This is a genomic window from Henriciella mobilis (genome assembly GCF_003576315.1).
GTDB classification, from domain to species: Bacteria; Pseudomonadota; Alphaproteobacteria; order Caulobacterales; family Hyphomonadaceae; genus Henriciella; species Henriciella mobilis.
In genome coordinates this window covers 874,198-895,741 of record NZ_QWFZ01000003.1, presented here as the reverse complement: position 1 = coordinate 895,741, position 21,544 = coordinate 874,198, and the positions used below count along the sequence as shown (strand labels likewise).

27 protein-coding genes, 1 other RNA gene, 1 pseudogene and 1 riboswitch are annotated in these 21,544 nt (G+C 61.9%); of the genes and pseudogenes, 22 read left to right on the top strand and 7 right to left on the bottom strand.

Translation table 11 applies throughout. From position 1 onward, the window contains the following. Positions 1–30 precede the first annotated feature (30 nt). The 6 genes from D1227_RS04620 to D1227_RS04595 all read left to right on the top strand — a co-directional run bounded on the left by D1227_RS04620 (position 31) and on the right by D1227_RS04595 (position 4,369). The gene (locus tag D1227_RS04620; RefSeq protein ID WP_119376267.1) at positions 31–552 is read left to right on the top strand and encodes a hypothetical protein; all 522 of its coding nucleotides are present in this window, start codon (positions 31–33) and stop codon (positions 550–552) included. Between the two features lie 63 nt (positions 553–615). Further along, positions 616–1,503 carry a hypothetical protein gene (locus tag D1227_RS04615; protein ID WP_119403948.1) on the top strand — a complete coding sequence of 296 codons (888 nt, stop codon included), beginning with the start codon at positions 616–618 and terminating at the stop codon, positions 1,501–1,503. 91 nt (positions 1,504–1,594) lie between these two features. Next, positions 1,595–1,954: a hypothetical protein gene (locus D1227_RS04610; protein ID WP_119403947.1), complete on the top strand. Its 360-nt coding sequence runs from the start codon at positions 1,595–1,597 to the stop codon at positions 1,952–1,954. Between the two features lie 123 nt (positions 1,955–2,077). Next, positions 2,078–2,629: an rRNA large subunit pseudouridine synthase E gene (locus tag D1227_RS04605; RefSeq protein ID WP_119403946.1), complete on the top strand. Its 552-nt coding sequence runs from the start codon at positions 2,078–2,080 to the stop codon at positions 2,627–2,629. Positions 2,630–2,710: 81 nt separating this feature from the next. Next, positions 2,711–3,463 carry a dienelactone hydrolase family protein gene (locus D1227_RS04600; RefSeq protein WP_119403945.1) on the top strand — a complete coding sequence of 251 codons (753 nt, stop codon included), beginning with the start codon at positions 2,711–2,713 and terminating at the stop codon, positions 3,461–3,463. 237 nt (positions 3,464–3,700) lie between these two features. Next, complete coding sequence (locus D1227_RS04595) at positions 3,701–4,369, top strand: hypothetical protein (RefSeq protein WP_119376272.1); 669 nt, start codon at positions 3,701–3,703, stop codon at positions 4,367–4,369. Here the strand turns inward: D1227_RS04595 and D1227_RS04590 are convergent, their stop codons facing one another. Further along, positions 4,370–5,173 carry a hypothetical protein gene (locus D1227_RS04590; RefSeq protein ID WP_119403944.1) on the bottom strand — a complete coding sequence of 268 codons (804 nt, stop codon included), beginning with the start codon at positions 5,171–5,173 and terminating at the stop codon, positions 4,370–4,372. It lies immediately after the preceding gene. 178 nt (positions 5,174–5,351) lie between these two features. Between D1227_RS04590 and D1227_RS04585 the strand changes: the two genes are divergently transcribed. The 7 genes and pseudogenes from D1227_RS04585 to thiC form a co-directional block, all read left to right on the top strand. Further along, positions 5,352–5,861 (top strand): pyridoxamine 5'-phosphate oxidase family protein, encoded by a 510-nt coding sequence (locus D1227_RS04585; protein ID WP_119376274.1) that lies wholly within the window; start codon positions 5,352–5,354, stop codon positions 5,859–5,861. Between the two features lie 67 nt (positions 5,862–5,928). Continuing rightward, positions 5,929–6,621, top strand: coding sequence for an aspartate/glutamate racemase family protein (locus D1227_RS04580; protein ID WP_119403943.1), 693 nt, complete (start codon positions 5,929–5,931; stop codon positions 6,619–6,621). After that, positions 6,618–7,331, top strand: a complete 714-nt coding sequence (locus tag D1227_RS04575; protein ID WP_119403942.1) for a hotdog family protein — start codon at positions 6,618–6,620, stop codon at positions 7,329–7,331. Before D1227_RS04580 ends, D1227_RS04575 begins: the two co-directional genes overlap by 4 nt. Before the next feature lie 82 nt (positions 7,332–7,413). Next, positions 7,414–8,364 carry a hypothetical protein gene (locus D1227_RS04570; RefSeq protein WP_119403941.1) on the top strand — a complete coding sequence of 317 codons (951 nt, stop codon included), beginning with the start codon at positions 7,414–7,416 and terminating at the stop codon, positions 8,362–8,364. Between the two features lie 42 nt (positions 8,365–8,406). Beyond that, a riboswitch (TPP riboswitch) is annotated at positions 8,407–8,577 on the top strand. Continuing rightward, positions 8,572–8,994 carry a DUF1801 domain-containing protein gene (locus tag D1227_RS04565; protein ID WP_233349586.1) on the top strand — a complete coding sequence of 141 codons (423 nt, stop codon included), beginning with the start codon at positions 8,572–8,574 and terminating at the stop codon, positions 8,992–8,994. (Overlaps the previous riboswitch by 6 nt.) Continuing rightward, a complete protein-coding gene (locus tag D1227_RS04560; RefSeq protein WP_119403940.1) occupies positions 8,991–9,833 on the top strand; it encodes a hypothetical protein in 843 nt (280 codons plus the stop codon). The genes D1227_RS04565 and D1227_RS04560 overlap by 4 nt, the downstream gene beginning before the upstream one ends. A gap of 16 nt (positions 9,834–9,849) precedes the next feature. Beyond that, positions 9,850–11,658, top strand: a pseudogene (gene thiC, locus D1227_RS04555) (phosphomethylpyrimidine synthase ThiC); the annotation flags it as partial. Between the two features lie 128 nt (positions 11,659–11,786). Here the strand turns inward: thiC and D1227_RS04550 are convergent. Continuing rightward, positions 11,787–12,680: a hypothetical protein gene (locus tag D1227_RS04550; protein WP_119455219.1), complete on the bottom strand. Its 894-nt coding sequence runs from the start codon at positions 12,678–12,680 to the stop codon at positions 11,787–11,789. A 107-nt stretch (positions 12,681–12,787) separates the two neighbouring features. Between D1227_RS04550 and D1227_RS04545 the strand changes: the two genes are divergently transcribed. Both D1227_RS04545 and D1227_RS04540 read left to right on the top strand, forming a co-directional pair. Continuing rightward, a complete protein-coding gene (locus D1227_RS04545) occupies positions 12,788–13,291 on the top strand; it encodes a hypothetical protein (RefSeq protein WP_119403937.1) in 504 nt (167 codons plus the stop codon). Between the two features lie 526 nt (positions 13,292–13,817). After that, on the top strand, positions 13,818–14,039 hold the full coding sequence (locus D1227_RS04540) for a SlyX family protein (protein WP_119404044.1): 222 nt from the start codon (positions 13,818–13,820) through the stop codon (positions 14,037–14,039). 58 nt (positions 14,040–14,097) lie between these two features. Here D1227_RS04540 and D1227_RS04535 read toward each other — a convergent pair whose 3' ends face one another. After that, entirely contained in the window at positions 14,098–14,421 is a 324-nt protein-coding gene (locus D1227_RS04535; protein ID WP_119403936.1) for a YkgJ family cysteine cluster protein, read from the bottom strand. A gap of 167 nt (positions 14,422–14,588) precedes the next feature. On the opposite strand from D1227_RS04535, the gene D1227_RS04530 reads away from it, so the two are divergent. Next, positions 14,589–15,059 carry a VOC family protein gene (locus D1227_RS04530; protein WP_119403935.1) on the top strand — a complete coding sequence of 157 codons (471 nt, stop codon included), beginning with the start codon at positions 14,589–14,591 and terminating at the stop codon, positions 15,057–15,059. 8 nt (positions 15,060–15,067) lie between these two features. Next, complete coding sequence (locus D1227_RS04525) at positions 15,068–15,433, top strand: VOC family protein (RefSeq protein WP_119403934.1); 366 nt, start codon at positions 15,068–15,070, stop codon at positions 15,431–15,433. Positions 15,434–15,440: 7 nt separating this feature from the next. Here the strand turns inward: D1227_RS04525 and D1227_RS04520 are convergent, their stop codons facing one another. Next, entirely contained in the window at positions 15,441–15,686 is a 246-nt protein-coding gene (locus D1227_RS04520; protein WP_119403933.1) for a YdcH family protein, read from the bottom strand. A 196-nt stretch (positions 15,687–15,882) separates the two neighbouring features. Here D1227_RS04520 and D1227_RS04515 point away from each other — a divergent pair, with 196 nt between their 5' ends. Next, positions 15,883–16,281: an RcnB family protein gene (locus tag D1227_RS04515; RefSeq protein WP_119403932.1), complete on the top strand. Its 399-nt coding sequence runs from the start codon at positions 15,883–15,885 to the stop codon at positions 16,279–16,281. A gap of 57 nt (positions 16,282–16,338) precedes the next feature. Here the strand turns inward: D1227_RS04515 and D1227_RS04510 are convergent, their stop codons facing one another. Both D1227_RS04510 and D1227_RS04505 read right to left on the bottom strand, forming a co-directional pair. After that, positions 16,339–16,872 (bottom strand): hypothetical protein, encoded by a 534-nt coding sequence (locus D1227_RS04510; RefSeq protein ID WP_119403931.1) that lies wholly within the window; start codon positions 16,870–16,872, stop codon positions 16,339–16,341. A gap of 168 nt (positions 16,873–17,040) precedes the next feature. Continuing rightward, positions 17,041–17,439: a DUF4168 domain-containing protein gene (locus tag D1227_RS04505; protein WP_119376029.1), complete on the bottom strand. Its 399-nt coding sequence runs from the start codon at positions 17,437–17,439 to the stop codon at positions 17,041–17,043. A gap of 186 nt (positions 17,440–17,625) precedes the next feature. Between D1227_RS04505 and ssrS the strand changes: the two genes are divergently transcribed. The 4 genes from ssrS to D1227_RS04490 all read left to right on the top strand — a co-directional run bounded on the left by ssrS (position 17,626) and on the right by D1227_RS04490 (position 20,926). After that, positions 17,626–17,782, top strand: a non-coding RNA gene (gene ssrS / locus D1227_RS20555) — 6S RNA. 58 nt (positions 17,783–17,840) lie between these two features. Continuing rightward, a complete protein-coding gene (locus D1227_RS04500; RefSeq protein WP_119403930.1) occupies positions 17,841–18,701 on the top strand; it encodes a DMT family transporter in 861 nt (286 codons plus the stop codon). A 39-nt stretch (positions 18,702–18,740) separates the two neighbouring features. Then, positions 18,741–20,195 carry a lipopolysaccharide biosynthesis protein gene (locus D1227_RS04495; protein WP_119403929.1) on the top strand — a complete coding sequence of 485 codons (1,455 nt, stop codon included), beginning with the start codon at positions 18,741–18,743 and terminating at the stop codon, positions 20,193–20,195. A gap of 8 nt (positions 20,196–20,203) precedes the next feature. Further along, a complete protein-coding gene (locus D1227_RS04490; protein ID WP_119403928.1) occupies positions 20,204–20,926 on the top strand; it encodes an inner membrane-spanning protein YciB in 723 nt (240 codons plus the stop codon). Here the strand turns inward: D1227_RS04490 and D1227_RS04485 are convergent. Continuing rightward, positions 20,889–21,452, bottom strand: a complete 564-nt coding sequence (locus D1227_RS04485) for an NUDIX hydrolase (protein WP_119403927.1) — start codon at positions 21,450–21,452, stop codon at positions 20,889–20,891. The genes D1227_RS04490 and D1227_RS04485 overlap by 38 nt on opposite strands. Between the last annotated feature and the right edge of the window lie 92 nt (positions 21,453–21,544).

The window sequence follows — 21,544 nt, the reverse complement described above, 5'->3', positions numbered from 1 at the left end:
CGGACATCAGAATCCGGGAAACGAGGCACGATGTTAAGAGGGCCGATCAGGGAGGCGATCGACACCGGCCAGCCGCTCGCCGCGAGCGCGCTGGAGCGCGTCAGTACGCAGTTTGGCCATCGAGACGACTATGCCGACACACTGATCGTGCTGGCCGCGGACGCAACGGACAATGTCTCGGCGGCCGCAACCTGGCTCATCAAGCATCACCTTGAGCAGGGAAAGACACTCTCACCGGCGCAGACCGGCAAGTTGATCGAGACCCTTGTCGCGGTCACGGCCTGGGGCGCGCAGCTGCATGTCTGCCAGTCCATCCGGTTTCTCGACATCCCGCCCAACTATGCGACCACGCTCATCGCCTGGCTGCGGCCCCTGCGCAGCCATCAACGGCCATTCCTGCGCGCCTGGGCGCTCGATGCGACCTGCCAGGTGGCGCGCCAGAGGGAGAATGCCATGCCAGAAGCGCGCGCGGCGCTTGAGGCTGCGCTGACCGATCCTGCCGCGTCGGTGAAAGCGCGGGCGCGGGCAATCAACCGCCAGTTCGAGGCCTGACCGGCTTGCGCGTCGGCCTGGCGGCTGACTAAACTCGCCGGATTCAGGTGGAGGACGCATTCTATGCGGATCGGAATCATTGCTGCGCTGGCGGCGCTTGGCGGGCTGGTGCAGCCCGTCGCTCACGCGGACGAGACAACAGCAGACGCGGCCACGCCGCCGGCCTGCCCGGATGATGCCGTGCAGCAGATGTTCAATGTCCAGATGGCCGTCCTCGCCGGGCAGCTGACGGACGTCCAGCAATTGTTCAACATTGCGGAGAACGCTTCTGCAGCCTGCCCCGAAAACAGCGCGGTCCAGTCCTATGCGAGCCTCTTCTACGGCATGGTCAGCAAGTCCGTTCCCGAAGCCGAAAACCAGCTCATGTTGCTGTCAAAAGCCTATGATACGGCGATCGCCGCCGAAGCCCATATTGGGAGCTCGTCGGCGGAAACGGTCACCCTGCCGGACGGGACGGCGCAAACGGTCTATCCCTACGGACAGGCTTTCGGGGCCCTGAAGAGGGAAGTCTTCCCGGACCTCGCCAAGCTGGCGGCAGCCGGACATGTACACCCGATCTTCGAAACGGAAACGCTTGAGGCCTGCCCCTATGTGACGGCCTATAATTCGAGCGTCCAGTTTGAGATTGACGGCTTTGCCTGGACCTCGCCCTACGAAGCCGCCGATTTCGTGACGACGCGGCTGGAGGCGCTCAAGGGCGCCTGCCCGCACAAGACGACCAACATTGTCGCCGCGCTCGGCCGTGTGAATGAGCGGGCCGCGCGTTCGGCCCGCGAGGCCGGTGATGAGGTCCGCGCACGCGCCTATGCCCAGGCCGCCTTCGACTATACCGACGAGTTCTCCAAACTGCCGTCAGGGGGCAGCGAATGGGAGGGGCTTCATATCGCAATGGGCTCGATCCGCGCCGACATGAAGGTGGATTTCCTCAGCGGTGACCCGGCGGGCGAATAGCACCTTCAGGTCCAGACGGACCTGAGATTTCTCGGAACGGCCCGGCGTCCTTCCCGTTGTTTGGGTAAGCAGACAACAGGAAAGGAAAGCCATGAAACGTATCATGACCGCACTTGCCGCAACGACCGCATTCGCCGCCGCGCCGGCCCTTGCCGACCATCACATGGACAAGAAGGATGACCATGCCGAGATGGACATGAAGGGCGACCATATGGACGTCTCCCAGAAGGACTGGACGAAGGCGCAGATGAATTCCGAGGTCACGGCCCTGAAGGCCAGCCAGGTCTTCCTCGCCATTGATGACGAGAATGACGGTGTGATTTCGAAAGCCGAGTGGAGCGACTGGCAGAACGGCTCCAAGGACAGCACCAAGCAGTTCTCTGACTATGATGCCGACTCCGATGGCGATATCGAACTCAGCGAATACCTCGCGACCTTTGACATGTCGTAGGATGAGCTGATTGCTGCAAAGCAACCGGAAGCCCGCCAGAAAGGCGGGCTTTCTTGTGTGCGCCGGTGAGGGCGTACGGCAAAGACGCTTGATGCTTCGGCGGCCCCGAGGCACACCCGGCCCATGCTGATCGCCTTCAACAAGCCCTATGGCGTGCTTTCGCAGTTTACCGACAAGGGCACGGCGGGCTCCACCCGCCCGACCCTGTCAGCCTATATCGACGTGCCCGGCGTCTATCCGGCCGGGCGTCTCGACCGGGACAGTGAGGGCCTCCTCCTGCTGACCGACGACGGCAAGCTGCAGGCCCGGATCGCCGAGCCGAAGCACAAGATGGAAAAGACCTACTGGGCGCAGGTCGAGGGCCTTCCCGACGAAGCCGCGCTACAGGCCTTCCGCACCGGTCTCGACCTCAAGGACGGACACACCCGTCCCGCCCGCGTGGCGCTTATCGATGAGCCGCCCGGCCTATGGGAGCGCGACCCGCCGATCCGCTATCGCAAGTCGGTGCCCGATTGCTGGCTGGAGATCAGTATCAGCGAGGGCAAGAACCGCCAGGTCCGCCGCATGACCGCAGCCATCGGGCATCCGACGCTGCGCCTCATCCGCTGTTCGATCGGCGACTGGACGCTGGACGGACTGAAGCCGGGGGAATGGCGGGCGGTCGATGTTTCATGATCGTGATTTGGAACGCCGTGCCAGCGCGCTAGGTTAACCTTCAGGACGCCCGGAACAGCACCATCAGGGAAGGAAACCACCATGCGCCGTACGCTTTTCACCACGCTTACCGCCGCCGCCGCGCTCGCCCTCTCAGCGCAGGCCGGCGAGGCCGTCACCTATGATGTCGATGGCATGACCTATGAAGGCTATCTCGCCGAGGCGACCCGCGAGGCGAAGGGGCTTGTCATCATCATCCATGACTGGGGCGGCCTCGATGATTACGAAAAGACCCGCGCCGAAATGCTCGCCGATGAAGGCTACGATGCCTTCGCCGTCGATCTCTACGGCGCCGGCAACCGCCCGGACACGACCGAAGCGCGCAAGGAACTGGTCGGCCAGCTTTATGGTGATCGCGACATGATGCGCGCCCGCATCCTGGGCGGCATCGCCAAGGCCCGCGAAGTGTCTGGCGAGAACGAGGCCATTGTCATGGGCTATTGCTTCGGCGGCGGGGCGACGCTGGAACTTGCCCGCTCCGGCGAAGGCGAAGGCATTGCCGGCTATGCGACCTTCCATGGCAGCCTCGATGCGCCCGAAGGCGCCGACTATTCGAAGACGGATGCACCCATACTGGTCATGCATGGCGGGGCCGATGCGGGCATCCCGAACGCGCTCGCCGCGCAGGCGGCCGACGCAATGGAAGCGGCTGGTGTGACGTATGAGGTGCAGATCTATTCCGGCGCACCGCATGCCTGGACGGTGTTCGGCTCCGACCGCTACCGCGAGCATGCCGACCAGCAGTCCTGGGACGCCTTCCTCGACTTCACAGCCCACAACCTGCAGGGCGGCTGAGCAGACACTTGGCCCGGCGGGACAGCCCACGCGTCACGCCACGGATAATTGTCACGGCAGCCAGCGTCTGAAACGTCTTCTCGCGCACCAATTCTGGTCTAACGAGGGACATGAAGACGCAAATGCCGCGTTTAAAGGCAGATTGGCCCGGATACAGCACACATAGCGATTGAGTGTCGCCGTCAAACGTAATAAGCCCGATGGTACAAATGTAGCAAAGGGATGGGGACATCACGCATGACGGACGACAAGGCGCCGACGCGCAAGGGTGAGGCGTTCAACCGCCTGCTGACGGCACTGGCCGCTATCATGCCGAGGCGGCCTGAACGGTCCGAATTCGTCGATTCCGCCGAACTCGCCATTGCGCATTCCTCAAGACTGCGGCTGGCGCGCTACATCGATCATCCGCGCGGCGATGCACAGGCCAGCCTGCCGGAGTCCCGCAAGCGCAACGCCGCCAAGGCGGTCGGACGGATGATCTCGGCGGGCGCGTTCAAGGAAGTGATCGTCCCGAACGGCGATCACAAGAATATCAACCTGCCCGAATCCGGCATGATCGCGGTATCGATCAGCCTGGCGGAACTGAACGTTCAGTACAATCGCTGGGTCGAGGGCGGAAAGGTTGGCCCCAAGCCGTCGCAGGAAGTGATTGCCGACAATATCCGCAAGCAGTCACTGCTCTGGTCGCTGGAAAGATCGGAGACGCAGGACCTGCCGATCCTGCTCCGGGATATATGGATCGTGCACGGGTCCGGATCCTTCGACATGCTGGTCCTCGTCATGTACCGCAAGTCGGATGACTTCATGACCTATGTCCGCGATGTCGTGCAGCGCACCGAAGGCGTCCTCAACACGCATACGATGCAGATTTCGACGATGTTGTCGGAGGATCAAGGCCCCGCCTGATCAGCGATACTTGCGCGGATTGTGGTAGAGATTGGCCTCGTGATGGTCGAGTGCGCGCGCCGTCTTGCCATTGCGGATATCGCCCACCTGACGCTTCACGTGTTTGCGCACATCGTGATTGTAGCGCAGCATGGTGCAGAACAGCTGGATCACGGTTTCGAGCGGGCCGTAGGTTTCCGAATCCCGGATCTTAACCTTCCATGAGCCGCCGAGATTGATGACCCGGTGATCCAGCACGCCGATCTTCCGGCCCTGCCAGTCATACAGCACATAATCGGCCCCGATCGCGAAGACCTTGCGCCGCAGGCTGTAGAATTTCGGGCCGTCGCGCGTCTCCAGGAAGAAGGAAAAATACTCCGGCAGGAAAGGCCACTTCAGGGCTGACCGCTCAAGCTGGACGAGCTGGTCGTGCCGCGCAAGGTTGATCGTGTAGGCACAGACCGGCAGCCCGCGCGCGCCCATGGAGAGCTGCATCGAGCGGCCCATCATCAGCTCCATCGATGCCTTCCAGTTCATCGAATCAGTGAACTGCTTGATGACCAGCCGGCGCTTCAGGCCGCCCTCTTGCTTCCAGGCTTCCTTGCGATAGGCGAGCACGCCCGTCCGCTCGCCGCCATCGCGAACCTGGCCGATGATTTCCATGTCATGGCTGAACTGGTCGGACGCGGCCTCATGCTGGGTATGCTTCATGATGCCCAGCTCGGTGAGGTTCATGTCGGTCAGCCAGAGATCGACCTTGAATCGGCGCCATTTCGTCTTCGCCTGGCTCTTCGAGCTGGCGTTTTCTGCGGTCGCTATGGCCATGGGTTGTCTCCAGATCTGCTTCGCAAGTGCGGGCAAGCTCGCGCATCGAGGTCGACAGAAGGTTAATGGAAGGCGGGTTTCCGTTAAGCCTGACAGACCGGCGGCGTTTGACGGGGATCAAGGACCGGCGGCGCGATCCCTGAAAAATGGGCGCTATTGTCAGCATGGGAGCCCGCACATGAAGGACACACTGCGAACCAAGGCCGTCGATATCATGGAGGCCTGCCAGGACCTCGCCATTGCGACCTTGCGCGAGGACGGCTTTCCCCAGAACACCACGGTGTCCTTCGTCCATGATGGCCTCGAAATCTTCTTCGGCGTCGGTACCGACAGCCAGAAGGCGAGGAACATGCGGCGCGACCCGCGGGTCTCGATCAGCATGACACCGCCCTACAAGGACTGGTCCCACATTCGCGGCCTGTCGCTGGCCGGACAGGCGCGCGAGGTGACCAGCGATGAAGAGACTTATGAGATTGCACGCCTGATGGTCCGGCGCTTTCCGCAGATTCCGGCCATGGAGCTGCCGGAACTGAGCGGCGCGGCTTTCTTCCGCGTGATGCCGACGGTAATTTCCGTCCTCGACTATGAGAAGGGTTTCGGTCACGCCGACACAGTCCGCGTCCAGGACAATGACATTGCCGAAAGCCTTGAGAGCATGAAGCATAAATGGCTGATCCCGGTGAGCTGAGCCGGGGGCTGCGGCCGTTGGACCACCCCCGCTTTCCAAGCCGCCCCTGACGGCCTAAAGGGGCCTGATGTCTCTTGTCGGCCTGATCGGCGGGGTGAGCCCCGAAGCTACGAAGATCTATTTCGATCTCTTGAACGCGCATGCGCGCGCCCGCTTCGGCGGCCAGCACTCAGCGCGCTGCATCTTCTTCATGCTCGATTATGGCGTGATGATCGGCCACTATCATGACGAAGCCTGGGACGCCTTCAGGTCGGAGGTCGTCAAAGGAGCGAACGCGCTGAAAGCCGCCGGCGCGAAAGCCATCGCCATCACCTCCGGCACCACCCATGTCGCGGCCGAGGCCGTCGCGAAAGAGACCGGCCTGCCGGTGATCCACATGCTCGACAGCCTCACCGAGGCGATGCAGGCGAAGGGCGTCGCCCGCCCGCTGCTGCTTGGCACGCCCTGGGTGATGAGCGGCGACTTTTTCCGCCCGGCCCTGCTCCAGCGCTATGACGGCGACCCGGTCGTGCCCAGCCAGACCGACCGCGACATCATTGGCCGGATCATCTTCGACGAACTCGTGAATGGCGTGGTGAAGGACAGCTCGCGCAAGGAGATGCAGGCCCTCGTCGCGCGCTACGATGTCGATGGCGTGATCCTCGGCTGCACGGAGCTGTGCATGATCCTCGAAGACGGCGACTGCGATGTGCCGGTCTTCTCGACGACCCATATTCACGCCGATGCCATAAACGACTGGATTGGAGACGGCCTCGCATGACGACCATTACCATCCCGCCCGCTTTCAATGGCCCGCCCGGCAGCGGCAATGGCGGCTATTCGGCCGGCCTGCTCGCCGCTTACCTCGACGGCCCGCATACGATCCGGATCAATGCACCGATTCCGCTCAATCGCCCGCTGGCGATGCGCCGCGAGGACGGCGTCACCACGCTGCATGATGGCGACGCGGTGATCATGACGGCCCGGCCCGAAGCCCCGTCCATTGCGCCGCGCCCGGCGCCCTCCTTCGAGGCAGCGAAAAACGCCAGCGAACACCCCCGGCCTTTCGGCGCCGGTGAGCAGTCGGTCTGCTTTGTCTGCGGCCGCAACCGGGCAGAGGGCGAGGGCCTGCGCATCTTCTGCGGGCAGCTCGACGACGGAGAAACCGCCGCCACGGTCTGGATCCCGCACGAGACCTTTGGCGGCGAAGACGGGCTGGTGCGGCCGGAAATCCTCTGGAGCGCGCTCGACTGTCCGGGCGGCTTCTCCCTGCCGGATGTCGACCGCGCGCTGTTGGGTGAGATGAATGCCGAAATCCTCGAGCGCCCGCCTGTTGGCGAGCCACTGATCATCCAGGCCTGGCGCACAGGCGGAAAGGGCCGCAAGCACTTTGCCGGCACCGCGCTCTACCGCCCGGACGGCACGCTGCTCGCCCATGCCGATACGGTCTGGTTTGCCGTGGATACGGCGCAGTTCGAGGCCAATGCCTGAGCCGGCGGCCCCCTTGCAGCGCCCGGCTTGAGGCCATGCGGGCATCGCCCTACCCTCTTTGAAACGCATTGAGGGGACGCCCATGATCAGACCGCTCGCCATCGCCCTGGCACTCGCAGGCCTGCCGTTCGCCGCCGCGGCGCAGGCCGCTGAAACGACCTGTCCAGACGATGCCTTCCAGCAGGTCAAAACCCTGCTCGACCGGATCGACGCCTTGCCAGCAGACAGTGGCCCGCCCGAGGCACTGAACGCCGACGTCCAGTCGCTCCATTCGGCCTGTCCCGGCAATATCGAGGTCCAGCTGCGCGTTGCCATGGCGGCCTGGCTGCTCATCGATTTCGAACCGGACAGCGACGGCGTCGCGCGCCAGGCTGTCTTCGCATCAGACGCCCTTCGCGATGTCGAACGCCGCTGGATGGCAGACGATGCTGCAGAGAGCTGGCCCTACGCCAAGGGGACGCCCCCGGAAAAGCGGGCCGAAGCGCAGGCCGAAGCCCGCGCGTCGCAGATCGACCTCGCCAAACAGATCCTCCAGGGATTTGTCGTGAAAACCATGTTCGAGCGGATGCTTGAGGGTATTTACGATACCGGGTTTGACGGCCCGGACGAGACGGCCTGTCCGTATGCCTCGTCCGATCTCCTGGCCGCAGAAGTGGAGACACAGTACGAATTCATTGCCCAGCTGGCGCAGCAGGTCGACCAGCAAGGCGCCGTCATTCCCAGCCTTCCGAATGTCTACCGGCTGAACCTGCTGCGTGACCGCTGTGAGGCCGCGGGCCGCCCGATCGCAGAAGGCGTCGCGGAATACTATGTGCAGCTCGCCGACTTCGCGCAGGCCTATTCTGGCCGCCCCCTGCCTGACGGCTCGCCCGCCCCGGATGACCTTCCGGAGCAGCTGGCCAAGGCCGCGCTAAGCCAGCTCGACGCCTATGAGACCCTGCCAGAAGACCCAAGGGCGGATGCAGAACAGGCAGACGCCACCATTGCCGACATAAGACGGCGCGCCAACGCCGTCCTCGCCGAGGCCGGCTGAGCGCTTGCCCCTATGCAGCGCCTGCCACTTCCGTTAGGGTCAACCATATCCGAGGGGCGCGCATGGCAAGCGCTGAGATCGGGCCGAGGATCATTCAGGGAAAGTGGGAAACGGTTTCCCGCCCGGAATGATCCCATCGCAAAGATGGCCGCCTGAGCACCCTTTGAACCTGATCCGGGATGAACCGGCGTAGGAACGGAGCAAGACTTGGGCGCCAGCGTCACCCTTCCGAATATCCCGGCCGCCGTGAAAGCGGTCTATGACGGCTATCCGAAGCCCGCGCGCATCCAGCTCCTGAAGCTCCGCGACCTCGTCTTCGAGACCGCCGAAACCCTGCCCGAAACCGGCCCCATCACCGAGACACTGAAATGGGGCGAGCCGTCCTACCTGAACAAGGCCGGCACGACGATCCGCCTTGCCTGGTCAGACAAGCGCCCGGATGTCGTCGGCCTCTTCGTCAATTGTCAGACAAGCCTGCTCGACGACTGGCGAGAGCACTATTCCGAAACGCTCGACCTCATCGGCAACCGCGAAATCCGCCTGCCCCTCGGCGCGCCGCTCCCGCTCGAGCCCCTCCGCCACTGCATCGCCATGGCGCTCACCTACAAGAGCCGGAAGGATGAGAAATGACGCTCCAGAAACACCGCTTCGCATGGCTAATGCCGCCCCTGTTGTCGTTGCTCTGCGCCTGTGCAGGCACGAATAGCGATCCGGAAATCCTGCCAGAAGCGCAGGCGCTGGAGCCGGGGACAACCCTGCACTATGTGCGTTCCAATCAGGACCTGACCAATCCGAGGGACATCTACGTCCACCTTGTCAGCCCCACAGAGCTCGCCGTTGTGAAGCGGCAGGCGCCGTGCACGGATGCGGCACTCGTAACAGCGAGCTTTGATCCCGAGACGGGCGAAGCGCTGACCATGACAGGCGGCCGGCTTGACCGGAATGGCGAACAGGTCGCCCAGACATTTTTGACGTTCGATCCCGACACGCGGATGATTGAGATCCGCTTCGGCAGCCCTGACGGGACGGAACCGCAACTGGCGGAGACCGCGCCGCCCGCGCCCTGGCGCATGTATGACTTCGACCTTGCAGAGTTTGCGCTGTTCGGGCCGGCAGGCATGCAGGGAACGGAGGACTTCACCTTCGGCCTTGCATTGGCCTGGCCTGCCGACGATGCCCCGCCATTTCAGATCCTCGGCGACTACAATGCCGAATTATCTAACTCCCAACTCGGAGACGACGGGCTGGCGAAGTGGAACATGTTCAAAGTGACCGGCGACGGTATCGAGGAGGGCGACCTCTGGCTCGATGCCCGCTCCGGACACGTTGTCCAGGCGTATTTCCAGCGACCCAATCACCCTGGATATGACGACTTCAACCTACGCCTTGTGGAAACCATGGAGGGCGCACCAGCCTGGACCACGCTTCTCCAATCGCACTGGACGACCTGTCCGGAAGATTCTGACTAACTGAAAGTCCCCCATCATGAACAAGCCCACCCCTCAGTCCGACTTCTCAACCCCGAAAGTCACGACCGGCCCGCTGCCCGCGAGCCGCAAGGTCTACACCCATCCCAAGGCCGATCCGAGCCTCAGCGTCCCGCGCCGGATGATCGACCTGCACCCGTCGGCCAATGAAGAGCCGGTGCCGGTCTACGACACCTCCGGCCCATACTCCGACCCGTCGGTCACCATCGATGTCGAGAAGGGCCTTGCGCGCCACCGGACCGACTGGGTGCTGGAGCGCGGCGGCGTCGAGGAATATGAAGGCCGCGACGTGCGCCCGGAGGATAATGGCGGGGTTTCCGGCAAGCATCTTGCCCGCGAATTCCCCACGAAACATCGCCCGCTCAAGGCAACGAATTTCGACCCGACCGGCAGTGTCGCGCTCAACCCGAAGCGCACCGACGCCGACCGCGAGGCCAACCGCAAGCCGGTCACCCAGTATGAGTTTGCCACCGCCGGCATCATCACCAAGGAAATGATCTACGTCGCCGAGCGCGAGAATCTCGGCCGTCAGGAAATGCTGGAAAACGCGGAAGCGCAGATCGCCCAGGGCGAGAGCTTCGGCGCCGAGATCCCGGCCTTCATCACCCCGGAATTCGTCCGCGACGAGATCGCCAAAGGCCGCGCCATCATCCCGGCCAATATCAACCATCCGGAGCTTGAGCCACAGATCATCGGCCGCAACTTCCTGGTCAAGATCAACGCCAATATCGGCAACTCCGCCGTGACCTCCTCCGTGGAAGAAGAAGTCGACAAGATGGTCTGGGCGACGCGCTGGGGCGCCGACAATGTCATGGACCTGTCGACGGGCCGCAACATCCACAACACCCGCGAATGGATCATCCGCAACAGCCCCGTCCCGATCGGCACCGTGCCGATCTACCAGGCGCTGGAAAAGGTGAACGGCGTCGCCGAGGATCTCACCTGGGAGATTTATCGCGACACGCTCATCGAGCAGGCCGAGCAGGGGGTGGACTATTTCACCATCCATGCGGGCGTGCGCCTTGCCTATATCCACCTCACCGCCAAGCGCGTCACCGGCATCGTCTCGCGCGGCGGCTCGATCATGGCGAAATGGATGCTCGCCCACCATACAGAGAGCTTCCTCTACACCCATTTCGAGGACATCTGCGACATCATGCGCGCCTATGATGTCTCCTTCAGCCTCGGCGATGGCCTCCGCCCCGGCTCCATCGCGGACGCCAATGACGCGGCCCAGTTCGCAGAGCTGGAGACCCTCGGTGAGCTCACCAAGATCGCCCACGCCAAGGGCTGCCAAGTGATGATCGAGGGGCCGGGCCACGTCCCGATGCACAAGATCAAGATCAATATGGACAAGCAGCTTCGCGAATGCGGCGAGGCGCCCTTCTACACGCTCGGGCCGCTGACCACCGACATCGCGCCAGGCTATGACCACATCACAAGCGGCATCGGCGCGGCGATGATCGGCTGGTACGGCACGGCCATGCTCTGCTACGTGACGCCCAAGGAGCATCTCGGCCTGCCGGACCGCGACGATGTAAAGGTCGGTGTCATCACCTACAAGCTCGCCGCCCACGCCGCAGACCTCGCCAAGGGCCACCCCGCCGCGCAGGTGCGCGACGATGCGCTATCCCGCGCCCGGTTCGAGTTCCGCTGGGAGGACCAGTTCAACCTCTCCCTAGACCCCGAAACCGCCCGTGACTATCACGACCAGACCCTCCCGAAAGAAGCCCACAAGGTCGCGCACTTTTGCAGCATGTGCGGCCCGAAATTCTGCTCCATGAAGATCACCGCCGAAGTCCGCGACTATGCGGCTGGCATGACGGATAATGAAAAGGCCGACCTCGAGCGCCAGGCGCGGGAGGCGGAGGAGGGCATGAAGGCCAAGAGCGCGGAATTCATGGCGCAGGGGGCTGAGATTTATGTGGAGCGTGATTAGCGAAGAGGAATATCTGATCGCCAGAACTTTAAACGCTTCATCGGTTTGAAAGTCTCTATAAAAGTCTGCTCGTCAGTCGGGGAGCAGCGAGGACCGAATCCGATTGATCTCACGGCGGATGAGCCGCGAAAAATTGTCGGCAGGCTAATATATCTGGTTTGCCCGTATGCGCCATTGCGAATTTTTACTTCAAATGGTTTAGCGAACGGCCCAGGAAACTTGCCTTTTGCGAGTTGCATGATTCCATCGTCTAAACCCGAATCTGAATTCGAATTGATCTGGACAGAGCGAGTCATTCGAATTTCTTGTTCGCTTGAAAAGCGGTGATCTTTGAAACAAAATTGCTCAAACACGAAGTAGGTGGCGAGAAGCTCCAGCGGAATTTGTGGAAACAATTTCTTCGCTTGATCCATCATGTATAGATTGGCTTCTACTAAATTTTTTAGATAGCCATCCTCATAGATTACCTTGTGCAAACGAATTCCGGGATACTTCCAGAACCAATAGGCATTGAAACCAATTACGCATCCTGATGCGCGGTCAGCGTATCGTTCCCATTGCGAGAGGTCGTCGCCATTTTGAGTGAACGAACCAATGAGCATGCATTGCCCATCTTCAAAACCTTTCAGACGCTCTTTGTATACATCAATTGAGCTTGAGCTGTATTCCGTTGATAGCTTGGCAATTTCGTCTCTAAAGCGTTGTTTGGCGAAGGTGAACTCTGATGCGTCATTTGTTTTTTGATACTCTGAGAGCCAAATACTCTGACCTTCCAGAATAGCTTTCGCCGCTTCCAAACTTGTATAGTGGTAGATTAATTCGCCGGGCTTCGGATCGAAATAGTGCCGAACGTACTTACCGTCGAAGAGAATTTTTTCGACGTCGGTCATCTTCCGTACACCGACGGCATCAAGCGCTTGCTTCAAAGGGAGTGGTAGCTTGGAGACAGCCAAAGTATTTATCGGTTTCTCTTTTTTGATCAGTGCGGATGACCATAATGGTACGTAAAGCGAGCAGACTAGTTGCGTTAGATGACATTGTCAGCTCTGCTTTCGATGACGAAGAATTACTCATCAGTCCAGTTTTACGCGGCCATCTTGTGGTTGAGGCTCTGCTGGTGGAGCTAATATTGACATCTGAGCATGACGAAAACAGCGTTTGGCGTTGGAGTTTTCCCAAGAAAACGGAATTTGCGGCAGACAACGCTCTTATGCCGGCACAATTGAAGAAGGCGCTGGATCTGCTGAACGACTTTCGAAACGACATCGCGCACATATTCGATCATCAAGTGTCAGCCGAACAGGTTCATAAGCTTGCTAAGGATTTAGAGCACCATGGAGTTGAGTTTTCTGACTCACTAGGAAATCGACCGTTCGAAGATGTCGTTGCAGATTATGATGGCATTTGCGGTATGCTTTACGAACTGCTGTGGTGCTTAAGTTTCGAAGTGGCGCAATGCCTTCTTTCAGCTGGCGGCCGGGATTTGTTTTCCGAAGAATAGCTTCGGACATTCAGGCCCAATGGCAGTTTCTGCCAATGGGCCACAGCCAGCTTCTTTCGATCTGATTTTGCGGGTCAAGGGCGCTTCGCGTCCGGAGGATTTCACCCTTGACCCGCAAAATCAGATCGGACACCCAAACAGGACTCATCAACTCCGTCGCTCAATAGCAGCGAACTCTACCAATTCAGGTAATGTATGCGCCTAACCGACAAAGATGGCTTCGGCCCGAAACGACAATCAAATGGAATGTTCGTGGCCTGTGATCGCCACAGCGGTTCTAAGTCGTGGCTTCCAGAGAATGAAATCTACTTCAAGTCCGAAGACGACCTTATCAAACATCTTCAGGCCGACAGTAGCCTATATACACGAATTGATGTTCCTCACGCGCAAGGACGGGGTAAAGTAGATGGAAATGCGCGAGTTGCACATAAGCTGCTGGTTGACGGAAAGCCCATCGGCAAGACGTAAGCAGGTGATCTCACCTCGCCGCTCCGCTCCCCTCACACCCGCCGCTAATCCCTTCGCCATGTCAGACACACCCGACACCGCCTCCCGCCTCGACGAGCTTGAAATGCGCGTGGTTCATCAGGACCAGACGATTGAGGACCTTAACGCGGCGATCACGGCGCAGTGGAAGCTGATCGAGCGGCTGGAGCGGCAGGTGGAACGCCTCGCCGAGCGCGTCGCGGACGCTGAACAGTCCACCGGCCCAGCCGCCCCCGTCGACCGGCCTCCCCCGCACTATTAGGGCGCTCTCCCCTTCACCCCCGGGAGAAAGGACAGGAGCGCCAATTCCGAGCGTGGGGTCAGGCGGCTACGGGCGGGCGGACCTTTTCGCCCAGCAAGCCATTTGCGCGGATCGCCTTCTGGCACTCGAAGCTTCCCGCCCTGAAGGCGCGGCAGGCTTCGGGGCGGTCTTTATAGACACCGCAAACCGCCTTGCCGCTGGAAAGGTCGAGATGGACGCAGTGGCCGCACTCGAACTTCACATAGGTCTGCCCGTCCTCGGCAAAGAGGCTCTCGGGCGGCAGGGCGCGCGCGGCGTCCCAGGGAAGGAGGGCAAGGTAGCGCGGATTGCGGCTGAAGCAGCACGCCCCGCAGGACACACAGTCAAACGCCTTGTCGGACATGGCTTGTCAAAAAACCCACCGCGCGGATGCGGCCGCCCGCATCGGCCCGCGGCGGCTGGGAGATAGGGCGTAGCGAGGCCGCCGGCAAGATGGATTTTCGCAGCGGGGCCGTCGGCATGGAGGCGGGGTGACTTGACGCGGGCTCGGGCGCGGGCTTCACCTTCGGCATGAGCCAGGCCATCGCCCCCTTCCATCTCGCTTTCCCCGTCCACGATCTTGCTGCCGCGCGGGCCTTCTATGGCGGGCTGCTCGGCTGTCCGGAGGGGCGGTCTTCGGAGGAGTGGGTCGATTTCGATTTTCACGGCCACCAGATCGTCGCGCACCTGGCGCCTGAGCTTTGTCCCGGCGCGGCCAGTGGCCCAGGCAGCCCTGAGCCCGCTCCATCGCGCAGCGGGGAGCAAACCAATCAGGTCGACGGCAAGGGCGTCCCCGTTCGCCATTTCGGTCTGGTGCTGGACATGCAGTCCTGGCAGGCATTGGCTGAAAAGCTTGATGGAAAGGTCGATTTCCTGATCGAGCCCTATATCCGGTTCAAGGGCGAGCCCGGAGAGCAGGCGACGATGTTCTTCCTCGACCCGTCCGGCAATGCCATCGAGATCAAGGCCTTCGCCGACATCGCGCGCCTGTTTGCAAAATAGGTCTGCCCATGCTTGCCCTGCGCCCCGTCCTTCCCGTAACCGACATGGCCAGGAGCATTGCCTTCTGGAAAGGGCTGGGCTTCAAGCTCGCCTTCTGCGACAGCGAGCCGCCTGAACAAGCCGATTATGCGGGCGTTCGCGGCCACGGTCTCGAGCTGCACCTGCAGACATTCACCCCTGGCCAGCTCTCGGTTACGCAGGTGATGAATATCCGCATCGAGACCAGCTCACGCGAGGAACTCGAAAGACTGCACGCGGCCTGGGCCCGCCAGATCGACATTTCCGCGCCCTTGGAAGAAAAACCATGGGGCACGGTCGAATTCGGGTTCCGGGACCCAGACGGGGCCCCGTTCCAAATCTACTGCGACAGCTGATGCCGGCTCAGTGTGTCCGTTCGTTCAGCATGGCGGCGATCTGGTCCTTCAGGTAAAGGCGCTTCTTGCGCAGCTCGGCCTGATAGGTATCGCTTGCCGGTTCCACATCGGTTTCGATGCGGTGAATCTGCCGGTTTACTTCGTGATACTGCTCGGCGAGGCGCGCAAAATGCGGGTCCGAATGCTTGAGCGTGTGGATATGCTCAACGGCAGCGGGAAACTCTTCCACCAGTTCGTGCGGCGTGTGCGACATGACTAACCTCCTCTTCGGCCTGAATTCACGAGCACCAGATTGCCAGGACCGAGGCCCGCCTGACCATACAGGAATCTACTTATGGCTGGGCGGAATTCGACGCTGAACGCACGATAACGGGCTCAGGGGCGGAACCGGACGCCACGAGCGTCCGTTTTCCTTCCATGCAGAATGCAGGACGAAAGGAAACAGGACCATGACGTCTATCCGTAATTTGTCTGTCGCAGGCGCCGTCGCTGCGGCTTTCGCCGTTGCCGCCAGTGCGCCGGCCTTTGCCGATCCGCCACACTGCCCGCCGGGCCATGCCAAGAAGGGCTGGTGCGGACCGGGCTGGAAGGCCGATGGCTATGACCAGTGGCGCCAGCGCAGCGACGAACAGCGCGCCTATGATGAAGGTTATGAGGACGGCCGGCGCGACGCGATCCGCTATGATGGCCGGTATTATGATGATTACCGGGTGATCCGCGACTATGGCCGCTATGGCCTCAACCCACCGCCGAGCGGCCACTACTATGCAGAGGTGGATGGCGACATCATGATGGTCCAGCTGGCCACCCAGCTTGTCACCGAGCTGCTGACAGGCCACCGCCAGTAGACCTTCCACAGCACCAGAACACGCTGGCGCCCGGACTGCACATTCGGGCGCCTTGCGTTACATGGGCGGGAAAATCCTGTCCTCCAGCCCTTCGCAGTCGGCCGACTGGAGCGGTTTATCCATGAAACCGTCCGGCGCGGCCGTATCAGGCGTGATGGACCAGGTCATCGTGCCCACCTGAGTATCGCCATCGACCTCAGTGACGGAGTCGAACGCGTAGAGCCCATCCTCGCCAAACCCGCCATTCGTCAGCTCGATCCAGAAGCTGGCGTAATAGGCGGCTTCCTCCTGGTGGATGTTGCCGTAATTGGTTCCGGAAACATCGCCCTCTTCAGTGACTTCAATCTCCATGGCCTCGGTGGTATCGGCACTATCGCGATAATAGCAATACTGCCCGGCAGGAAGCGGATCAGCCGCCGCGGTCACGGGATCATCTGCTGTGGCTTCGGCCGCATCCGGAGTAGGGCTTGCTTCAGCTTGGGGGTTTTCAGTCGGAGGCACCGGCGCATCCGCCGGATCGTCATTGGCGGGTGCAGACGGGCTGCAGGCTGCCATCAGCGCCATCGCCGTCGTGAGTATGATAAATCGCATGGCCGTTTCCCTTCCCCAGCTGACTGCCGGCGAGCATTGAGACTTTCGTGCAGCATTACAAGCGATTGCGGCGAGTTGACGACCAGAAGACAAAAAACCCCGCCGGTCGCGCCGGCGGGGCAGGATGATGGGAGATGAATGCAAAGTCTGCACCCTGTCGGGCGGGCCTTAGCCCTCCATCTTGGCGCGCAGCTTGTTGGCGAGGTCTTCGTCCGCCCGCGCCAGCTGCACGATCTGAGTGAACCGGGTCGGGGTCAGGCCCTTTTCCTGGATCGCGGCGACCATGCTCTGCTGCGCATTGGCCTGGATCTTCTGGGCCGCGGCCTTGTCCTCAGCCTGCTGGAGTTGCTGGTTCGCCGACTGGGCGATCGTCGCAACTTCCGCATTGGCGGCGACAAACTGGTCGATCTCGGCTTCCGTCACGGGATCGATTTCAGCCGTTGCCTGCGCTTGCGCCTGAGCGCCTTGCTGTGACTGGGCCTGCTGCGCAAAGGCGGCGCCACCCGTCGCCAGGGCCGCAGCCGCGATAGCGGCCGTCGTGCGGGCGCGGAGAGTCGTAAGAGCCATTAGGGTCTCCTTTCGGTTGGTTGCTGCCTCAGCCAAACAGCCGTGAGGCTACCGCGAAACCCCTTGTCTGCAGCCCTGTTCCTGTTGTGACTGCATGGTAATCTGCACAGCCGGTCCGGCCCGCAGATGACAATTGCGATACCCCCTACCCAAGAGCCTCCACGCACACTATCTGTGGGGGCTGCACAAGGGCTGCGGCGCTCGAGGAAGCCAGCTGTCCGCCGACCTTACGTTCCGTCAAGGGAACTGGCTCTGGGACTGGCCGTGGCCTATCCTAACCGGTGCCCACCTAGTTACTAGGTCGACGGGACACGAGAGCCGAGACGGCGTTTGCGGTCCTTGTGCGCGCCTTCCTCAAAGCTTGACTTTGGCTGCGGCGTGGCAGACGCGAATGTCCGCCAATGTCAGAGACCTTCACCCCCATCCTGCTTTGCCTGCTTTCGGCCGTCACCGTGGCAACGGCGAATTTCGTCGTGAAGCGGGGCGGCGACGTGCTCAGCGCCCGCATGGTGCTGTCGCTCACCTCCGCACTGGGGATGCTACCCTTTGCGTTCTTCGTGCCGCTGCCCGAGCCCGGCCTCTGGCCACCGATCCTGATGGCGATCGGGGCGCATCTGATCTACCAGTTCTGCATGATCCGCGCGCTCCACCGCGGGGACCTGTCCCTCGTCTTCCCGGTTATGCGCGGCCTTGGGCCGATGATGACGGCGATCTTCGCGGTCATCGTCCTCAGCGAGTATCCGGGCGCACTTGGCTGGCTCGGCCTGTCGCTCGCCGCGGCCGCGCTCATCGTCTTTGCCCTGCCCGAGCGCGCCACCGCCAAGGCCCGCAAGCTGAACCGGACAGCGCTTGTCTGGGCGCTGCTGACCTCGGCGGGCATCGGACTCTACTCGGTGACCGATGCCTATGGCGTGCGCGTGGCCGAGAACAAGTTCACCTTCATCGTCTGGCTGTTCCTGCTCGACTGGATCGGCACAACGGCGGTGACCGTCTGGACCCGCCGCGGACAGCTCATAGAACGCCTGCGGCCCCAGCTGGTTGGCGGCATGATTGGCGGGGTCGCGAGCATCGTCTCCTATGGCTCGGCCCTGGTTGCCTTCTCGATGACAAGCGCCGCCACGGTCACGGCGATCCGCGAAACATCTGTGGTCTTCGGGGCGATCCTTGGCGCCGTTTTCCTGAAGGAGGGGTTCGGCAAGCGGCGGATCGCGGCGGCGACCGTCCTTGCGGCAGGACTCTTGCTACTTGAGACGGATATTTAATCCTCCTTTCGCAGTTCGCTGCTAAGGCTGCCTCCAGCCATGAAACTCTTTCGCCATCTTGCCGGCTACCTGCCAGCCAATCTTGCCAGCGCAATGGCCTCGTTCGGGGGCGTGTACGTCTTCACGCGCCTGCTGGGGGCGGAGGAGTATGGACGCTATGCGCTGATGTTCACCGTGCTGGCGCTGATCCACACGGTAACGCTGGCGCCCGGCGAGGCCGCCGCCTACCGCTTCACGGCGCAGGCAAAGGCGCGCGGCGATCTTGCAGACCATTATGCGACGGTGCGCTCCCTGCTACTGCGTTCGCTGCTGATGGCGGGCGTACTCATGCTCGTGCTGACGCTCGCCCTGTCACACATGCCGCGCTACTTGCGCATCCTGCCCTGGATGGCGCTGCTGCTGCCGCTCAGCACGCTGCTGCAGGCGACGCTGGAAGCCCACCGCGCCAACCAGGAAGTCGGGCGGTATGCGGCGATCTTTTCGTTCAAGCTGCTCGGCGGGTTCGCGATTGGCGCGATGATCGCCTGGTTCACCCATATCGGCGCCGCGGCCCCTTTCATCGGGCTGGTCTGCGCGGCCGCCCTGCTGAACATCTTCCAGGTGCCCTGGCTCGCGCGCGCCGCGAAGGGGGGCCATGCGGACGCCGCCCGACGCCGGGCCTATCTTTCCTATGGGCTGCCTGTGGCGGCGGCCCTGTCGCTCGACCTGCTGCTATCGGCCGCCGACCGGTTCCTGATCACGCTTTTCCTGGGCGAGGCATCCGTTGGCGCCTATGCGGCAGGCTATGGCGTTGCCGACAAGACGATCCTGCTGCTGTGCGCCTGGGCGGCGATGGCCGGGGCACCGCTGGTCATGGCGGCCTGGGAAGAAGAGGGCGAAGAGGCGGCCCGTGAACAGGCGCGCGGCCTGGTCTCTACGATGCTGCTCATCGGGCTTCCAGCCGCGACCGGCCTTGCCCTTGTCGCCGAGCCACTGGCCGAAGCCCTGATCGGTGAGGATGTGCGCGACGGGGCGACCCGTATCATCCCGTGGATCGCCTTTGCGGGCCTGATGAACGGCCTGCTGATCCATTATTACACCGAAGCCTTCCAGCTTGCGAAGAAGACGGGCGAACAGGCCCTGCTCATGCTCGTGCCGGCGGGCGCCAACATTGCGGCCAACCTTGTGCTTATCCCCATGCTCGGCCTGATCGGTGCTGTGGTCGCAACGGTTGGCAGCTATGCGCTCGGCATCCTGATCATCGCCCTGCGCGGGCGTCGTTACATTGCCCTGCCCATGCCCTTCCTGGAACTTGCGAAGGTCGCTCTGGCCTCGATCGCCATGTGGCCGGCGGTCGCGCTTGTCCCGCACTTCGGCAGCTGGCCCGAGCTTTTCTGCAAGGCCGCCGCCGGGGGCGCAGTCTACATTGCAGCCGCCTGGCTGCTCGATGCTGGCGGTGCGCGATCATTCATGCGAGACAAGCTCAGCTCATCCAGACCAGCCGAAGCTTCGTAAGCAGGAACATGACCGACCAGAAACCGGGTATCGACACCGCCGCCGACAAGGCGAACCAGATCTGGGGCGACCTCGTCCCCGTTATCGGCTTCGTGCTGATCTATAATGCGCTGCGCATCATCGATCTCGACAATGCCTGGATCAACAAGGACTCGGCGCTCTACTGGGCGACCGCCGCGCTGATCGCGCTGACCCTTGGCGTGATCGTCAACAAGCTGCGCCACAAGCAGCCGATTCCGCCCTTCCTCGTCATCACGTCCTGCATTGTCGGCGGGTTCGGCCTGCTCGGCATCCTCCTGCAGGAAAAGTCATTCATCTATATCAAGCCGACCATCCAGAACCTGTTCCTGGCCGCGATCATCTTCGGCAGCATGGCGGTCGGCCAGAATGTCTGGCGGGTCATGTTCCGCTCGGTCTTCGCCTTGCCGGACCATGCCTGGAACCAGCTCGCCATCCGCTGGGGGCTGTTCTTTATCGCAATGGCCGTGTGGAACGAATTCCTGTGGCGTACCTACGCCCCCGGATTCGAACAGCCGCTGAAATTCGCCGGGATGCTGATCGCACCGGCAGGCAGCTACGAGTTTCTCGGCATGACCTTCGGCAGCAAGGATGCCGAGGATATCTGGGCGAACTGGAAGCTCGGCAACATGGTGATCACCTTCATCTTCGGCGCGGCCAATGTGCCCTACACGCTCAAACACCTCGAGGAGGAACCGGCGGCTGACGGGTGATCGCTTCGGTGCCTGCCGGATTGCCATAGGGCGCGAAGCTGTCTGAACCCCGGCTCTCGGCATAATGGGTGAGCGCCCAGACCACTGTCGGGAAAGCCAGCTCTGACCAGGGAATATCCTTCCAGTCGAACAGGCCGACCTCAAGACTCTCCGGTCCCGGACGAATATCCGAGACCAGCTCGGCGCGAAACATGATCTGAACCTGACCGATGCGGTGCACCGTATACATGCCGAGCACCCGGTCGATTTCTATCGTGGCGCACGCTTCCTCCCGCGCCTCGCGCATGGCCGCTTCCTCGATCGACTCGCCCAGTTCCATGTAGCCGGCCGGCAGCGTCCAGTAGCCTTTTCGCGGTTCGATCGCACGGCGGCAAAGGAGGATCTTCCGGTCACGGACGACGACCGAGCCCGCAACAATGCGCGGATTCTGGTAGTCGATGAAGCCGCACGTATTGCAGATGCGCCGCTCGCGGTCATCGTCTTCGGGAACACGGTGCTCGAAATTCTCCGCGATGCTGTCTGTCATGATGCTGTAATTGTCTCGCTCTATTGGGGAATTGTGTTGATCCGCACACGGTTTGTTTCCACATGGGAAAGTGATTAGAAGACTATGTCGAA

Bases quoted from the DNA above. Each gene is read 5' to 3' on its own strand.
- D1227_RS04620 (WP_119376267.1), top strand. From the start codon at position 31: ATGTTAAGAGGGCCGATCAGGGAGGCGATCGACACCGGCCAGCCGCTC.
- D1227_RS04615 (WP_119403948.1), top strand. From the start codon at position 616: ATGCGGATCGGAATCATTGCTGCGCTGGCGGCGCTTGGCGGGCTGGTG.
- D1227_RS04610 (WP_119403947.1), top strand. From the start codon at position 1,595: ATGAAACGTATCATGACCGCACTTGCCGCAACGACCGCATTCGCCGCC.
- D1227_RS04605 (WP_119403946.1), top strand. From the start codon at position 2,078: ATGCTGATCGCCTTCAACAAGCCCTATGGCGTGCTTTCGCAGTTTACC.
- D1227_RS04600 (WP_119403945.1), top strand. From the start codon at position 2,711: ATGCGCCGTACGCTTTTCACCACGCTTACCGCCGCCGCCGCGCTCGCC.
- D1227_RS04595 (WP_119376272.1), top strand. From the start codon at position 3,701: ATGACGGACGACAAGGCGCCGACGCGCAAGGGTGAGGCGTTCAACCGC.
- D1227_RS04590 (WP_119403944.1), bottom strand. From the start codon at position 5,173: ATGGCCATAGCGACCGCAGAAAACGCCAGCTCGAAGAGCCAGGCGAAG.
- D1227_RS04585 (WP_119376274.1), top strand. From the start codon at position 5,352: ATGAAGGACACACTGCGAACCAAGGCCGTCGATATCATGGAGGCCTGC.
- D1227_RS04580 (WP_119403943.1), top strand. From the start codon at position 5,929: ATGTCTCTTGTCGGCCTGATCGGCGGGGTGAGCCCCGAAGCTACGAAG.
- D1227_RS04575 (WP_119403942.1), top strand. From the start codon at position 6,618: ATGACGACCATTACCATCCCGCCCGCTTTCAATGGCCCGCCCGGCAGC.
- D1227_RS04570 (WP_119403941.1), top strand. From the start codon at position 7,414: ATGATCAGACCGCTCGCCATCGCCCTGGCACTCGCAGGCCTGCCGTTC.
- D1227_RS04560 (WP_119403940.1), top strand. From the start codon at position 8,991: ATGACGCTCCAGAAACACCGCTTCGCATGGCTAATGCCGCCCCTGTTG.
- D1227_RS04550 (WP_119455219.1), bottom strand. From the start codon at position 12,680: ATGACCGACGTCGAAAAAATTCTCTTCGACGGTAAGTACGTTCGGCAC.
- D1227_RS04545 (WP_119403937.1), top strand. From the start codon at position 12,788: ATGGTACGTAAAGCGAGCAGACTAGTTGCGTTAGATGACATTGTCAGC.
- D1227_RS04540 (WP_119404044.1), top strand. From the start codon at position 13,818: ATGTCAGACACACCCGACACCGCCTCCCGCCTCGACGAGCTTGAAATG.
- D1227_RS04535 (WP_119403936.1), bottom strand. From the start codon at position 14,421: ATGTCCGACAAGGCGTTTGACTGTGTGTCCTGCGGGGCGTGCTGCTTC.
- D1227_RS04530 (WP_119403935.1), top strand. From the start codon at position 14,589: ATGAGCCAGGCCATCGCCCCCTTCCATCTCGCTTTCCCCGTCCACGAT.
- D1227_RS04525 (WP_119403934.1), top strand. From the start codon at position 15,068: ATGCTTGCCCTGCGCCCCGTCCTTCCCGTAACCGACATGGCCAGGAGC.
- D1227_RS04520 (WP_119403933.1), bottom strand. From the start codon at position 15,686: ATGTCGCACACGCCGCACGAACTGGTGGAAGAGTTTCCCGCTGCCGTT.
- D1227_RS04515 (WP_119403932.1), top strand. From the start codon at position 15,883: ATGACGTCTATCCGTAATTTGTCTGTCGCAGGCGCCGTCGCTGCGGCT.
- D1227_RS04510 (WP_119403931.1), bottom strand. From the start codon at position 16,872: ATGCGATTTATCATACTCACGACGGCGATGGCGCTGATGGCAGCCTGC.
- D1227_RS04505 (WP_119376029.1), bottom strand. From the start codon at position 17,439: ATGGCTCTTACGACTCTCCGCGCCCGCACGACGGCCGCTATCGCGGCT.
- D1227_RS04500 (WP_119403930.1), top strand. From the start codon at position 17,841: ATGTCAGAGACCTTCACCCCCATCCTGCTTTGCCTGCTTTCGGCCGTC.
- D1227_RS04495 (WP_119403929.1), top strand. From the start codon at position 18,741: ATGAAACTCTTTCGCCATCTTGCCGGCTACCTGCCAGCCAATCTTGCC.
- D1227_RS04490 (WP_119403928.1), top strand. From the start codon at position 20,204: ATGACCGACCAGAAACCGGGTATCGACACCGCCGCCGACAAGGCGAAC.
- D1227_RS04485 (WP_119403927.1), bottom strand. From the start codon at position 21,452: ATGACAGACAGCATCGCGGAGAATTTCGAGCACCGTGTTCCCGAAGAC.